The organism is Amycolatopsis sp. NPDC034160 (genome assembly GCF_055575355.1).
Map to the genome: position 1 here is coordinate 125346 of NZ_JBVISU010000010.1, position 13684 is coordinate 139029.

Below are 13684 nucleotides of genomic sequence, written 5' to 3' on the forward strand. Positions count from 1 at the left end.
CGTCCAGAATCGGGCCCGCACTCTCTCGACTTTGCCGGGACCTCGCCCGGCCACCGCAGGAACCCCAAAACAGCAGCAAGGGACCTTTGCTCCCGCTTACTTAGCCAGGCTAAGCGAGCGACAGCAAAGGTCCCTTGCTCCCTTTTCGCAGGTCAGCCGGGGCCGGAGCCTCAGTAGGTCGGCAGGCTCTGGTCGATCTGCCGCGCCCAGGCCAGCACGCCGCCACCGAGGTGGGTCGCGTCCTTGAACCCGGCCTTGTGCAGTGCCGCCAGCGCCTCCGCCGAACGTGCACCGGACTTGCAGTGCAGCACGATCGGCTTGTCCTGCGGCAGTTCCGACAGCGCCTCGCCCGAGAGGATCTTGTCCTTCGGGATCAGCGTCGCGCCCTTGATGTTCACGATCTCGTACTCGTGCGGCTCACGGACGTCGATGAGGGCGAAGTTGTCCCCGTTGTCGAACTTGGCCTTGAGTTCCGCCGGAGTGATCGTGTGGCCCGAAGCGGCCGAAGCGGCTTCGTCGGACACAACGCCACAGAACGCTTCGTAGTCGATGAGCTCGGTGATCTTCGGGGTCTCCGGATCCTTGCGGATCTTGACCTCGCGGTACTTCATCTCGAGCGCGTCGTAGCTGACGAGCCTGCCCAACAGCGGCTCACCGATGCCGGTGATCAGCTTGATCGCCTCGTTGACCATGATCGAACCGATCGACGCGCACAGCACACCCAGCACGCCGCCCTCGGCGCACGACGGGACCATGCCGGGCGGCGGCGGCTCGGGGTAGAGGTCGCGGTAGTTGAGGCCCTTGCCGTTCGGCGCGTCCTCCCAGAACACGCTCGCCTGGCCCTCGAACCGGTAGATCGAGCCCCACACGTAGGGCTTGCCGGTGAGCACGGCGGCGTCGTTGACCAGGTATCGCGTCGCGAAGTTGTCGGTGCCGTCGAGGATCAGGTCGTACTGCTCGAACAGTTCGAGCGCGTTCGACGACTCGAGGCGGTCGGTGTGCAGGTGCACCTTCACGAACGGGTTGATCTCGGCGATCGTCTCCTGTGCCGACGCGGCCTTGAGCTTGCCGATGTCGGACTGGCCGTGGATGACCTGGCGGTGCAGATTCGATTCGTCGACCTCGTCGAAGTCGACGATGCCGAGCGTGCCGACACCGGCCGCGGCCAGATACAGCAGCGCGGGGCTGCCGAGGCCACCGGCACCGATGACCAGCACCTTGGCGTTCTTCAGCCGCTTTTGCCCGGTCATCCCGACGTCCGGGATGATCAGGTGACGGCTGTACCGGGCCACCTCTTCCTTGGTGAGCTCGGCGGCCGGCTCAACGAGCGGCGGCAGCGTGCCTGACATCGGGTCCTCCATCTCGCGTGGATCGCGGGTCGCATCCCAGTATCTACAACACCGAGAAGCGAAAACGACTTCCCGTGGTTCACATCCTGGGAAATTCCAGCAGATGGGATGGCGTGGCCTAGGGCGTCGGGTTCGGCCAGGACCCCGGTTTGCAGACCTTGCCGTCGGCGGGCACCTTGCCCCTGTCCCCGCCGGGAAGGTTGTTCAGCTGCGCCACGAAGTTGTTCGAGACACCGAAGGTCTGCTGCATCATCACCGGCGCGATTCCGCCGTCCACCGGGCAACCGACGTGCTTGCCACCCAGCGCGTGGCCGACCTCGTGGTTGATCGCGTACTGGCGATACCCGGTCATGTCGCCCTGGAACGCCATCGCGCCGCGCACCCAGCGGGCGAGGTTGATCACCACGCGTTTGTCGAAGCTCGCCCGGTAGCAGGACGTCTCATAGGTGATCTGGAACATGCAGACGTCCGCGCGATGCGTCGTGTTCGGTGTGGTGAGGCTCACGCGGAAGCTGGGATTCGGGTAACTCGCGTCGACACGCTGGAGCGCCTTCTTCCCGTCCCATGTCCAGCTCTGGGGGCTGGACAGGGTGTCGACGACCGCGCTGGCGAAACTGTCGTCACCCGCGTAACTCGCCGGATCGATGCCGTCCTCGACCTCGACGGTGTAGGTGAAGAGCTGCCCGGTTCCCACCTTCGGCCCGGATCCCGGCACCACGTGATAGGTGCCCTTCCCGGACTCGGTGAAGTTTGCGCCCTTGGGCAGATCCGCCGTCGGGATCTTCAGATCGACCGGTTTAGCCGGGTTCTCGGGGAGGACGTCGCCGCCTCCGTCCACCCCCGCGCCCGGCTCCCCGCCGTTGCCGGCGGAACCGTCGGCCGCGGCCAGGCTCGTCCCGTCGGAGGCGATGGGCTCGGGTGGGCCGGTGGCGGTGTTGAACACGACCAGCGCGGTGATCACCACCAGGATCGGCAGCGCGTACACCCGCCAGCCGTAGGTCTTGGCGAACCGGCCGATGCCGCTCTTGCTCTTGGCCTTGCGGTCGGCGGCCTTCGCGGCGGGCTCGTGCGGCTTCCAGGACGCGCTGAGCGGCTGGGCGCTGGTGCGGCGGGTGCCGGGGCGGTAGCGATCTTCGTCCAGGCGCTGCGACGGCGGCGGCGTCGGCCGGTACTGGCCCGTGCGCGGGACGTCGGAGGTCCTGGGCTGGGGGCGCGACGAACGACGGGCGGAGGCGGAGTACTGAGACCGCCGACCTTCGCCTTGCGCGTCTTGCTTCACCCGGTCCACGGCACCAGGGTGCCATAACCGAACTGTGATGTTGTGAGCGACCGGCGCATCGCGCGGCGTGCTCCGGCCGCCCGAATGGGCTACCAGGTGCCCGATTCGACCGATTCCCACATCCCCAAAACGGCTTTCGCTACGACATTCGGGCGTTCCATCTGCGCCACATGGCCGGTTCGGGGGAGAACGAGCAACCGGGCGTGCGGAAGTAGCCGAGCGGTGCGCTCGGCGCGCCGGACGGATATCACCCGGTCGTGCTGTCCCCACACGACGAGCGTCGGCGTGGTGACCGTCGGCGCGACGGCCCACAGCGAGGCGGGACCGCGCGCGGACCACGTCCGGAAGATGCCGAACGTACTGCGGGCCAGCGCGGGCGCCGCCCACACGAATTCGGCACGGGCGCTGTGCTCCTCCTCCAGTTCGTTCAGCCTGCTCTCGGCGAAGCGGGAAGGGTCGGCGAAGCACAGCTTGATGACCTGCATGGCACGTTCACGCGGGCCCAGTGCGGCCAGCTGACGACGCACCCGCGGGCCGATCAGCGGCAGGTACGCGAACGCCATCCTCGGGTCGGACAGCCGTTTCATGCTGGGACGGAGATCCGGCATCGCGGGCGAGATCAGCGTCAGTGTCTTCACCAGTTCCGGACGGCGCGCCGCGACGAGCAGCGCGACCGCGCCGCCCATCGAGTTGCCGAACAGATGCACCGGCCCCGTTCCGAGGCCTTCGATGTGGCGCGCGACGATTTCCGCGTGCGCGTCGAGGCTGAAGTCGAATCCGTCGGGCGGCTCCGAATAGCCGAACCCCGGCAGATCGAGCGAAGTGCCGCCCGCCTGAGGCGCCAAGAGCGCGGCGAGGTCGGTCCAGTTCGTGGACGAACCGCCGAGCCCGTGGACGTAGACCGCCGTCTCGGGGCCGCCGGGGGTCCGGCGGATGTGCAATTTCACCCCGCCGACACCTATTGTTTCCCCGGGCCAAGGCGACGGCGCGGGGTCCAGCGACGGCAATGACCTGCGCGACAGCGGTACGTGGGTCAGTGGCGGGCGATCCCCGGCGGCGCGGGAAACTGAAGAAGACACAGCATCAAGGATGCCCGACCCTTGGCGGTCTGGCTGTACCGGCGAGTAATCTCGAGTTCACTTCACGCGGCGGTGACCCCGCCCGGCGGAGCCCAGCTCGACTGCGCTGAGGCGTTCTCGGCGGAGACGAGTGCCTCGAACTGGAGGAACGATGACAGAAATGGCGCGACTGCAGGCGCGAGGCGTCCGCCTGCCGAGGACGGAACGCCGCGCCCAGCTACTGGCCGCCGCGCAGCGGGTGTTCGCCGCGAACGGATACCACGCCGCCGCGATGGACGAGATCGCCGAAGAGGCCGGGGTCAGCAAGCCGGTCCTCTACCAGCACTTCCCCGGCAAGCTCGACCTCTACATCGCGCTGCTGGAGAGTCACGTCGACGAACTGGTGCGGCGGGTCAAGGAAGCGCTCGACTCCACGACGGACAACAAGCAGCGTGTCCCGGCGACCGTCGGCGCGTTCTTCGACTTCGTCAACGGTGACGCCGGCGCCTTCCGGATGGTCTTCGAGTCCGACTTGCGCGGCGAGCCCGCCGTGCAGGAGGCGGTGGACCGGGCGACGTCGGCCAGCGTCGACGCGATCACCGAGACCATCACCGCCGACGCCGGCCTCGACGAGGACAAGGCGCGGCTGCTCGCGGTCGGCCTCGTGGGTCTCTCGCAGGTCAGCGCGCGGTTCTGGCTGGCGCACCACAAGTCGATGAGCCGCGAAGAGGCCGTCGCCCTCACCGCCAACCTCGCCTGGCGAGGCATCGGCGGCGGCTTCCCGCTGCAGCACTGACCCCCGCGTTTCGTCCTCTACTTGCGATCCTTGCGCGTGCAACTACCGCAGGTAGAGGACGAAACGCGTGTGATTACTGGGGCAGAAGCTTCTTGATGCGGTCCGCGGCGGCCTGAGCGTCAGCGACGACCTTCGCGGTGTCGAGACCGACAACGCGGCCTTCGCGCTTGAGCGCGCGGCCGTCGACGAACACCCAGGAGACGTTCGCGGGCTGGGTGTTGAAGACCAGCTGATTCACCCAGTCCACCTTCGGCGCGAAGTTGACCGACTGGGCGTCGACCAGTTGCAGGTCCGCCCGCTTGCCCGGCGTCAGCGATCCGATCTCCTTGTCCATCCCGAGCGCCTCCGCGCCGCCGAGGGTCGCCATGCGCAGAACGTCCGCCGTCGTCGGGTAGACCGCCGGATCCGTCGTGGTCGCCCGCTGGAGACCGACGGCCGCGCGCATCACGTTGAACATGTCGCTCGTGTCGTTGGTTCCGCCGTCGAGGCCGAGTCCGACCTTCATGTTCCGCTTCTTCATCTCCGGCAGCCGGATCACGCCCGACGCGAGCCGCATGTTCGACAGCGGGTTGTGCGCCACGCTGACCCCCGCCGCCGCGAGTTCGTCGAGGTCGGCGTCGGTGGTCTGGATGACGTGGTTCACCACCAGCCCCAGGTGCAGGGCGTTGGCCCGCTTGAGTGCGTCCATCTGGCCCGCAGTCAGGTCGGCCTTCGATTCGAGCAGGTGGACGTTCAGCGAGACACCGAGTTCGCGCGCGAGTTTCTCCGACGCCTCGACACTCGGGAAGTTCCCGGTGGACGGATGCGTGCCGATCTGCAGCCGGGCCAACGGATTCGGGTCGATGACCTCGCGCTTCACCCGACGGATCTCGTTCTGCAGCGCGGGATCGGTGGTGCCGTTGTAGGAGTAGAGGAACCGCAGCTTCGACTCGCCGAGCGCGCGGAGACCGCCCTTGGCGAAGTCGGTGTTGAACGCGTGCGACCAGTCGGTGACCGTGGTGATCCCGGTCGAGACGACGTCGGCGGCCGCGAGCTTGGTGCCCGCGTACGCGTCCGCGTCGGTCACCGGCGCGCGGTACAACGGGATGACGCATTTGCCGAGCCAGCCGATGAGTTCCTTGTCGGCCGCGCAGCCGCGGATGAGCGACTGCCACAGGTGGTTGTGCAGATCGACGAACCCGGGCAGCACGATCTTGCCGCGACCGTCGACGACCCGGGCGTCGCCGGTCTGAAGATCCTTGCCGACCTGCTTGATCCTGGTGCCTTCCAGCACGACGTCGGCGTCGGCGAGCGCGCCGAGCGGACCTTCGCCGAGGCTCGGGTCCATCGTGAGCACCATCGAGACGTCACGGATGACGACGCGACCGGCGCCGGTGAATTCCGCGTCGCTCCCGGCTTCGACGGAGTTGCCGCCGAGGCCGTTGAGCAGGGCGGCGCCGAGGACCACGGCGAGGGTGAGGGTGAAGACGGACAGGATGGATCCGCGCTGTTTCATCGTTCCAACTCCCCAGTCGAAAGCAGCGTTGCGAGATCACGCTAGCGGACCGCGCACGAGACTCGTGAGTGGTAATGGCGGTTCTAACCGTCATTACCACTCACGAGAGCAAGGGACCTTTGCTATCGCTCGCCCCACCGAAAGCGATAGCAAAGGTCCCTTGCTTCCTTTTCAGGCCCTCGCGACGCGGCGGACGAGTGCCGCGATGCGGTCCGAGACCTCCTGTGCCCGTTCCTGCGGAAGCATGTGCCCGGCACCCGGGTAACGCACGAATTCGGCCTCCGGCAGCGCGTCGGCGATGACCTTGGCGTGCCGCGGCGGGCAGAGCCGGTCCTGCTCCCCCACCAGCACGGTCACCGGCGTCCCCGCCAGCGCGGCGAGCGTGACGCGGCAGTCGTGCTGGGAGATCGCGTCCTGGAACCCGGCGACGCTCGCGGGATGCGCGCAGAGCAACTGCTCCGCGACCGAGTCCACGTCCTCCCGACGCGGCCGTCGCCCGAAGACGAGCAGCCGCGCGCCGGGGCGCACCACGGACAGCGGCAACGGCAAGGCGTCCCGGCGGTTTTTCGCGAGCAGCTTCGCGAGTCGCCGTTCGAACCTCGCCGCGCCGTTGCCCGCGATCCCCGGCAAGCCGAGGGTGATCCGGTCCATCTCACCGGACGATGTGGCGACGAACGCGACACCGGCGACGCGCCGCGACACGAGTTCGGGGTGCCGCCGGGACAGCTCCATGATCGTCATCCCGCCCATGGAATGTCCCGCGAACACGATCGGGCCGTTCGGTACCCGGTCTTCGATCAGCTCGGCGAGATCGTCGGCGAGCGTCGGGATCGTGGCCGTCCCCGGTTTCGCCGGCGCGGAACCACCGTGTCCGCGCAGGTCGTAGCGCAGGATCCGGACCGAATCACCGAGCCGCGAGACCACGCCGTCCCAGGTGCGCTGGTCTTGGGTCCAGCCGTGCACCAGCACCAGGGTGAGTTCGGAATCCTCCGGACCGCTCGTCTCGACGTGGAGAGCGGTGCCGTCACCGGTCACGAACCGGTGTTCACGCGACGGGTCCCACGAAACGACGCCGCGCTGCTTGACGCTCCTCATCGTTTCCCCGGCAGCAGGAACGACTTGCGCCAGAAGTACATGCCGGGCTTGCCGACCAGACCGGATTCCTGCAGGAACGGCATGATCTTCTCGCCCGCCCATTGGATGCTTTCGCGCCAGTACGGGTTGTTCAGCGCGGCCTCGACGCCGTCGCGCGGCCGGATACCGACGGCCTTGTAGACGCGCGGGTTGATGAAGGCCCGCGTCACGAAGTACGAGATGAGCGCGATGATGAACTGCTGGTAGACGATTTCCTTCTTCGACAGCTTCGCCATCCCGCGAGTGACCTCTTCGCGGGCGAAGGTGACGTGCCGGGCTTCCTCGAGGACGTGGATCCGGTTGACCATGCGCACCAGCGGCTGGATCTCCGGGTCGTTCATCTGCTCGCGCTGAAGCCGGTCGAGGACCTCTTCGGCGACCAAGATCGCGCCGTAGCGCGCTGGCCCGTAGCTGATCGACGGCATCAGTTTCGCCAGTCGCCGCAGCCACGGCACCGGCCCGTAGGACGGGCAGCCGATCCGCGCCGCCATCCGCGCGAACATCGTCGAGTGACGGCATTCGTCCGCGATCTCGGTCAGCGCGTACTGCGCGTGCGAACTGGTCGGGTCTTCGTCGTAGACCTCTTTGAGCAGCATCTGCATCAGGAGGATTTCGAACCACAGCCCGGTCGTGGCCACGCTCGCGACCTCGTGCTTGCCGAGCTCGATGCGCTGGTCCTCGGAGAGGGAGTCCCACAGCTTCGTGCCGTAGAGCGAGGAACGGTGTGCCGGGATGTAGCGCTTCCCGTCCACGAGCGGAGCGTTCCAGTCGATGTCGACGTCGGGGTCGTAGAACTTGTTTGCGGAGGACTTGAGCAGCCGCTCGGCGGTCTTCTCCCGGTCAGTTTCCTTCAGCGCCCGCGTCATTGCCGACACACACCCCTATCTGTAACTCGTGGTAACAGTTACCTCTGGTAGCATGACTCGGGTGATCGAACGTGTCAAGCGCAACAGCAAGCAGTCGAGCAAGCACCCCACGGCGAACGAAGCCGACACGGGTGACGCCCGCCGCGACCGCTGGCGCAAGCACCGGATCGCGCGCCGCGCGGAGTTCGTCGAGGCCGCCCTCCGGGCACTCGACACCCACGGCCCGGACCTCGGCATGGAGGACGTCGCCGCCGAAGCGGGCGTCACGAAGCCCGTGCTGTACAGGCACTTCGACGACAAGGCCGACCTGTACGTCGCGCTAGGGCAACGCGGTACGGAGATCCTCTTCCAGCGGTTGATCCCGGCCATCAACGCCGAACTCGCCCCGGTCCCCCGGATCCGGATGGCACTCGACGCGTTCTTCAGCGTCATCGAGGAGCACCCCAACCTGTACCGCCTGCTCGCGCGCGGCGGCCTGCAGGAGAAGGTGGTCGTCAAATCCGACGTGGTCGCCGAAGACAAGGAACTCATCGCCACCGCGCTGACCGCGCTGCTCGGCGACTACATGCGGATGTTCAACATGGACTCCGGCGCCGCCGAACCGTGGGCGCACGGGATCGTCGGCATGGTGCAGAGCACCGGTGAATGGTGGCTGGACCGGCGCTCGATGGGCCGCGACAGCGTCGTCGAGTACCTGACACAGATCATCTGGGCCGCGATCGACGGCCTCTCCCGGCAGCAGGGCATCGTCATCGACCCGAACCTGCCGCTCGAAGAGAACAAGGTCGTCCAAATGCGCAAGAGCCAGGAGAAACAGGTGGAGGGTCAATGAGCGAGCACGACGAAGACGGCTACTCCGGCGAAGCGGTCCTCGTGATCGACGGGACCGAGATCCCGGCCACGGTCGAGCTTCGGGGCTACTTCCAGCCCATCGACGGGTACTACCGCTGGTACGGCCGTGTGGCCAACAACCAGCAGGTGTCCGCGGCCGCCGGCGGCAAGAAGACCGCCGTCGAGATCCGCGCGGGCGAGTACAGCGCGAAGGGCGAACTCTCCGACCCGGACACGTGGGACCGCTACCGCATCATGGGCACCAGCACGCCGCCCTTCCACGTGCCCACCAGCCTGGAAGAACTCAACGAACTGAACGCCTGAAGCCTTTGGAAGTACGTGAAGGCCCCCTTCATTGCGCCTAGCGCAATGAAGGGGGCCTTCACGTACTTGGGGCCTCGGCGCGAAAAAGTGCCGCGAAGGCGGGGCACGCGGGCAAGCTCAGCCGCGTCGTTGCGCGGGTATCCGCACGACGGCGCCCACATACTTTGGCCAGCTCGACAGCTTGTTCATCGCCCATTCCAGCGGCCCGCGCCCGACGAATTTCCGCCACAGCACGGCGGCGGCCAGCGCGACCACCGAGAACTCGACGAAGTGCAGCACGCTGAAGATCGAATCGCCGTCGCTCGCGTCCCACAGCAGCGCGATCGCCACGAAGTGCAGCACGTACGCGCTCAGCACCCGCCCACCCAGGTCCGAAAGCGGCCGCAGCACACGCTCGAACTTCGGCATGAGCAGCTGACATCCGCCGATCACGGCCGCGGCGATCCCGATGGAGATCACCAGGTCGAACGGCGTGTACGAGGTCCCGGTCGGCAACAGTTCCCAGGCCCAGCTCGTGGTCGGCGGTGTGCCGTGGATCCAGGTCTGGTGGAGCCGGAAGAACTCGGACGGCGTCATCCCCATCTGCGCCGCGGCCGGTTCCAGCGAGCGGTAGACCGCCTGCATGCCGCCGAGCGGTCCGGTCGCGAGCCAGGAGACGAAGTACCCGCCCACCGCGACCGCCGATCCACCGAAGAACAGGCGGCGGCACACGCTGCGCGAGGTCAGGTCCATCCGCCCGATCGACATCCCGGCGAACACGTACGCCATCAGCGTCAGCGCGGGGAACGTGCCGGTCAAGACGAGCACGGTCGCGGCCTTCAGCAGCCCAGTCGAGGTGATGTCGTCCGCGGTCAGGTCCGGCGCGAAGAACAGCAGGTCACGAGGCAGCAGCTGTGCCCTGATCAGATGCGAGAGCAGCGGGGCGGCGACGGCGACGGCGATGGCCGCGACCGCCAGCGTCTTCGCACCGGCCCGCAGCCACGGGATCGCGAAGAGGAAACAGGCGCCGTAGTAGGCCAGGATCACCATGTAGCCGGTTTCGAGGCTGGTCAGCCACAATCCCAGCACCACCAGCAGTGGCGCCCGCGTCGCCAGTTTGAGCGCGACGCGCGTCCGGGCCCGGCCCTGCTTCGGCCGTCGTCCGCCGGACATGAGGGCGATCGAGACACCCGCCAGCACCGCGAACAGCGCCGCCGAATGGCCTTCGAAAGGTTTGAACAGCACCCCGACGCCGCCTTTGGCGGGATCGGGGCCGACATGCACCGCGTACATGCCGAGTACGGCCAGGCCGCGGGCGACGTCGATACCGGTCAGCCGCCCCGCGACCCGCTTGCCATGTTCGGGAACCGTGCGCGCGCCGTCCACCAGCGCGCGGTCGATCACAGTGACGCCGTCCACCTCATCTCTCGGCTAGTCCCCTGCCGCCCCCGCATCAGCGTGACGATCAAATCTGAGAGCGAGCTGAGACGCGGTGGTGACGCCGCTGTGACATGCGACTACTACCCGATCGGGTCAGCCACCGACGGCGAAACCGACCTTGCGGACGTCCGACGGCGCGATCTCCACGTAGGCGATCCGGTCGGTGGGCACGATGTACTTGCGGCCCTTTTCGTCGTCGAGGCGGAAGATCCCGTCGCCGGCCCTCAAGGCGTTCGCGACCAGTTCCTCGACCTCGTCGGGCGACTGGCTGCTGGACACCACGAGCTCCCGCGGCGTGTCCTTGATGCCGATCTTGACCTCCACGTGGGACCTCCGCTTGAAAGTTCGAAATCAATGATGGGCCAAGGCTAGCCGAAGAGACCTCAGCCGAGCCCCAGCACCTGCATGCGCTTGGTGTGCCCCTGCTGCAACCGGCGGAAGAGCGCCGCGATTCCCGAAAGATCACCGGAGCCTTCGACGATCAGTTCGGCGAGCCCGTCCCGCTCGGCGACGACGTACTGGGCCTGGGTCAGCGCTTCGCCCAGCAGACGGCGGCCCCACAGCGCGAGCTTGTCCTTCGCCTTGCGATCGGCCTCGATCCCGGCCGCGACTTCGCGCTCGGCGAAGGCCGAGTGCCCGGTGTCGGCGAGCACGGTGAGCACCAGGTCCTTGGTCTCGGGGTCGAGCCAGCTGGCGATCTCGCGGTAGAGGTCCGCCGCGAGCCCGTCACCGACGTAAGCCTTCACCAGCGACTCCAGCCACGAACGCGGCTTGGTGGAGGCGTGCCAGGCGTCGATGTGCCCGACGAACGGCCGCATCGCGTCTTCGATCGCGACGCCGTGCCCGGCGAGGTGCTTGGTGAGCAGGTCGTAGTGCCCGATCTCGGCGGCGGCCATGGACGCCAGCGCGGCCCGGCCGGAAAGCGTCGGCGCGGTGCGCGCGTCCTCGGCCATGCGGTCGAACGCGGACAATTCCCCGTAGGCGAGTACGCCGAGCAAATCGACTACGCCCTCGCTGATCTGCTTTGCCTCCGTCACGGCGAAGAGGGTATCGCCGAACACACCCGTGAGGTGGGGAAGAGACCGATCCCACCCTCCTCGGCGCGGCGGGGACTATCCTAAAACCGCAGACCAGGTAGACTGGCCGAGGAGAAACGACGGATCTTCCGTCCGGACCGGGACGCTGCTGCGGCTGAAGGACAGCCGGTGCGGCCCCGGTCAGCACAAGAATGATGTGCGTGCACGCCATCCTGCGGCATTCCCACGAAGGGCCGCTTCAGCGCCAGTAGCGCGGAGCCGAGCGAAACCTCGTGGTCGAGTGTCGATCCGGTGACCAGGGCAGTGCGCGCTGGTCACGAGAGAGGCGAGCACCCTGACCACGAACAAATCCACCACCGTCGAAAACACCACGACCGAAGTCCCGGAGGCAGTCGCGCTGGAGCACAGCGAGACCGGCCCGGCGGCGCTGGACGTGTCGCACCCGCTGCAGGCGGGCGCCCCGGTGGAACCCGAGTCCCCCTCCTTCGCGTCCTTCGGCGTCAAGCCGGAGATCGTCAAGGCGCTGAGCGAGGCCGGGATCGAGCGTACCTTCGCCATCCAGGCACTGACCCTGCCGCTGGCGATGGCCGGCGACGACCTCATCGGCCAGGCCCGCACCGGGATGGGCAAGACGCTGGGCTTCGGTGTCCCGCTGCTGCACCGCGTCGAGGTCCCCGGTGACGGCACCCCGCAGGTGCTGGTCGTCGTGCCGACCCGTGAGCTGTGCGTCCAGGTCGCGAGCGACCTCAAGGGCGCGGGCAAGCACCTCGGCATCCGCACGCTGGCCATCTACGGTGGCCGTCCGTACGAGCCGCAGATCGAGGCGCTCCGCAAGGGCGTCGACGTCGTCATCGGTACCCCCGGCCGTCTCCTGGACCTGGCCGAGCAGAAGCACCTGGTGCTGGGCAAGGTCCGCGGTCTGGTGCTGGACGAGGCCGACGAGATGCTCGACCTGGGCTTCCTGCCCGACATCGAGCGCATTCTGCGGATGGTCCCGGACAAGCGGCAGACGATGCTGTTCTCGGCGACCATGCCGGGTCCGATCATCACGCTGGCCCGCACGTTCCTCACCCAGCCGACGCATATCCGCGCCGAGGAGAACGACGCGGGCGCGATCCACGAGCGCACCACCCAGTTCGTCTACCGGGCGCACTCGATGGACAAGCCCGAACTGGTCGCCCGCGCGTTGCAGGCCGCGGACCGCGGCCTGACGATGATCTTCACCCGCACCAAGCGCACCGCGCAGAAGGTCGCCGACGAGCTGGTGGAACGCGGTTTCGCGGCCGCCGCCGTGCACGGTGACCTCGGCCAGGGCGCTCGCGAGCAGGCGCTGCGCGCGTTCCGGGCCGGCAAGGTCGACGTGCTGGTCGCCACCGACGTCGCCGCCCGCGGTATCGACATCGACGACGTCACGCACGTGATCAACTACCAGACGCCGGAGGACGAGAAGAACTACGTCCACCGCATCGGCCGCACCGGCCGCGCGGGGCGCACCGGGGTCGCGATCACTCTCGTCGACTGGGACGAGATGCCGCGCTGGAAGCTGATTTCCGACACCCTCGGCCTCGACATGCCCGATCCGGTCGAGACGTACTCGTCGTCGAAGCACCTGTTCGAAGACCTCGGCATCCCCGAGGGCACCACCGGGCGTCTCCCGCTGGGGAAGCGGACCCGCGCGGGTCTTTCGGCCGAGGTGGAAGAGGATCTGGGCGGCAAGCGCCGTGGTCCCCGCGGCGCCAAGAGCGGTGCCCCCGCCGAGGAAGAGGCGCCCCGCAAGCGCGCCCGCGCGCCGCGTAAGCGGACCCGTGGTGGGTCCGACGCGGCCGCCGAGATCGAGGCCGCGGACGCCGCCGCGTCGCCTTCAGCGGAGACCACCGAAGGCGAGGGCTCTTCGGAGGCCCGCACTCGCACCCGTCGCCGCAGCCGTGGCGCCGCGAAGCCGAGCCCGGAGGTCAGCGGCCCCGCCGTCGAGAAGGAAGCAGGCGACAGCGCCGAGCGTCCGGCTCGCCGACGCCGCCGTCGCCGTCCGTCGGCGACTTCTGATACACCTGCGTCGGCAGACTGAGCACCTTCAGCGCGGACGTGGGGAGCTAAGG

Annotated in this window: 13 protein-coding genes; 4 read left to right on the top strand and 9 right to left on the bottom strand. The window is 68.0% G+C overall.

What is annotated here, in order from left to right; genetic code table 11:
- Positions 1-170 precede the first annotated feature (170 nt).
- The 3 genes from moeZ to ACZ54P_RS21075 all read right to left on the bottom strand — a co-directional run bounded on the left by moeZ (position 171) and on the right by ACZ54P_RS21075 (position 3575).
- Entirely contained in the window at positions 171-1349 is a 1179-nt protein-coding gene (gene moeZ / locus ACZ54P_RS21065; RefSeq protein ID WP_465463247.1) for an adenylyltransferase/sulfurtransferase MoeZ, read from the bottom strand.
- A 118-nt stretch (positions 1350-1467) separates the two neighbouring features.
- Complete coding sequence (locus tag ACZ54P_RS21070) at positions 1468-2637, bottom strand: DUF3152 domain-containing protein (protein ID WP_465463248.1); 1170 nt, start codon at positions 2635-2637, stop codon at positions 1468-1470.
- An 80-nt stretch (positions 2638-2717) separates the two neighbouring features.
- Complete coding sequence (locus ACZ54P_RS21075; protein WP_465463249.1) at positions 2718-3575, bottom strand: alpha/beta fold hydrolase; 858 nt, start codon at positions 3573-3575, stop codon at positions 2718-2720.
- A 283-nt stretch (positions 3576-3858) separates the two neighbouring features.
- On the opposite strand from ACZ54P_RS21075, the gene ACZ54P_RS21080 reads away from it, so the two are divergent.
- Entirely contained in the window at positions 3859-4482 is a 624-nt protein-coding gene (locus ACZ54P_RS21080) for a TetR/AcrR family transcriptional regulator (protein ID WP_037316399.1), read from the top strand.
- Between the two features lie 73 nt (positions 4483-4555).
- Here ACZ54P_RS21080 and ACZ54P_RS21085 read toward each other — a convergent pair whose 3' ends face one another.
- The 3 genes from ACZ54P_RS21085 to ACZ54P_RS21095 form a co-directional block, all read right to left on the bottom strand.
- Complete coding sequence (locus tag ACZ54P_RS21085) at positions 4556-5977, bottom strand: amidohydrolase family protein (protein WP_465463250.1); 1422 nt, start codon at positions 5975-5977, stop codon at positions 4556-4558.
- 171 nt (positions 5978-6148) lie between these two features.
- Entirely contained in the window at positions 6149-7072 is a 924-nt protein-coding gene (locus ACZ54P_RS21090; protein WP_465463251.1) for an alpha/beta fold hydrolase, read from the bottom strand.
- Positions 7069-7977, bottom strand: a complete 909-nt coding sequence (locus ACZ54P_RS21095; protein ID WP_465463252.1) for an AurF N-oxygenase family protein — start codon at positions 7975-7977, stop codon at positions 7069-7071. The genes ACZ54P_RS21090 and ACZ54P_RS21095 overlap by 4 nt, the downstream gene beginning before the upstream one ends.
- 52 nt (positions 7978-8029) lie before the next feature.
- Between ACZ54P_RS21095 and ACZ54P_RS21100 the strand changes: the two genes are divergently transcribed.
- Together ACZ54P_RS21100 and ACZ54P_RS21105 are read left to right on the top strand one after the other, a co-directional pair.
- Positions 8030-8809: a TetR/AcrR family transcriptional regulator gene (locus ACZ54P_RS21100; protein WP_465463253.1), complete on the top strand. Its 780-nt coding sequence runs from the start codon at positions 8030-8032 to the stop codon at positions 8807-8809.
- On the top strand, positions 8806-9132 hold the full coding sequence (locus ACZ54P_RS21105; protein WP_465463254.1) for a DUF4873 domain-containing protein: 327 nt from the start codon (positions 8806-8808) through the stop codon (positions 9130-9132). The genes ACZ54P_RS21100 and ACZ54P_RS21105 overlap by 4 nt, the downstream gene beginning before the upstream one ends.
- 117 nt (positions 9133-9249) lie before the next feature.
- Here ACZ54P_RS21105 and ACZ54P_RS21110 read toward each other — a convergent pair whose 3' ends face one another.
- From ACZ54P_RS21110 to ACZ54P_RS21120, 3 genes are all read right to left on the bottom strand, one after another.
- Positions 9250-10530, bottom strand: a complete 1281-nt coding sequence (locus ACZ54P_RS21110; protein ID WP_465463255.1) for an acyltransferase family protein — start codon at positions 10528-10530, stop codon at positions 9250-9252.
- Positions 10531-10644: 114 nt separating this feature from the next.
- Positions 10645-10875: a DUF3107 domain-containing protein gene (locus tag ACZ54P_RS21115; RefSeq protein WP_005167610.1), complete on the bottom strand. Its 231-nt coding sequence runs from the start codon at positions 10873-10875 to the stop codon at positions 10645-10647.
- Positions 10876-10934: 59 nt separating this feature from the next.
- Positions 10935-11588: a ferritin-like fold-containing protein gene (locus ACZ54P_RS21120; protein WP_465463256.1), complete on the bottom strand. Its 654-nt coding sequence runs from the start codon at positions 11586-11588 to the stop codon at positions 10935-10937.
- A gap of 463 nt (positions 11589-12051) precedes the next feature.
- Between ACZ54P_RS21120 and ACZ54P_RS21125 the strand changes: the two genes are divergently transcribed.
- A complete protein-coding gene (locus tag ACZ54P_RS21125; RefSeq protein ID WP_465463398.1) occupies positions 12052-13653 on the top strand; it encodes a DEAD/DEAH box helicase in 1602 nt (533 codons plus the stop codon).
- The last annotated feature ends 31 nt before the right edge of the window (positions 13654-13684 follow it).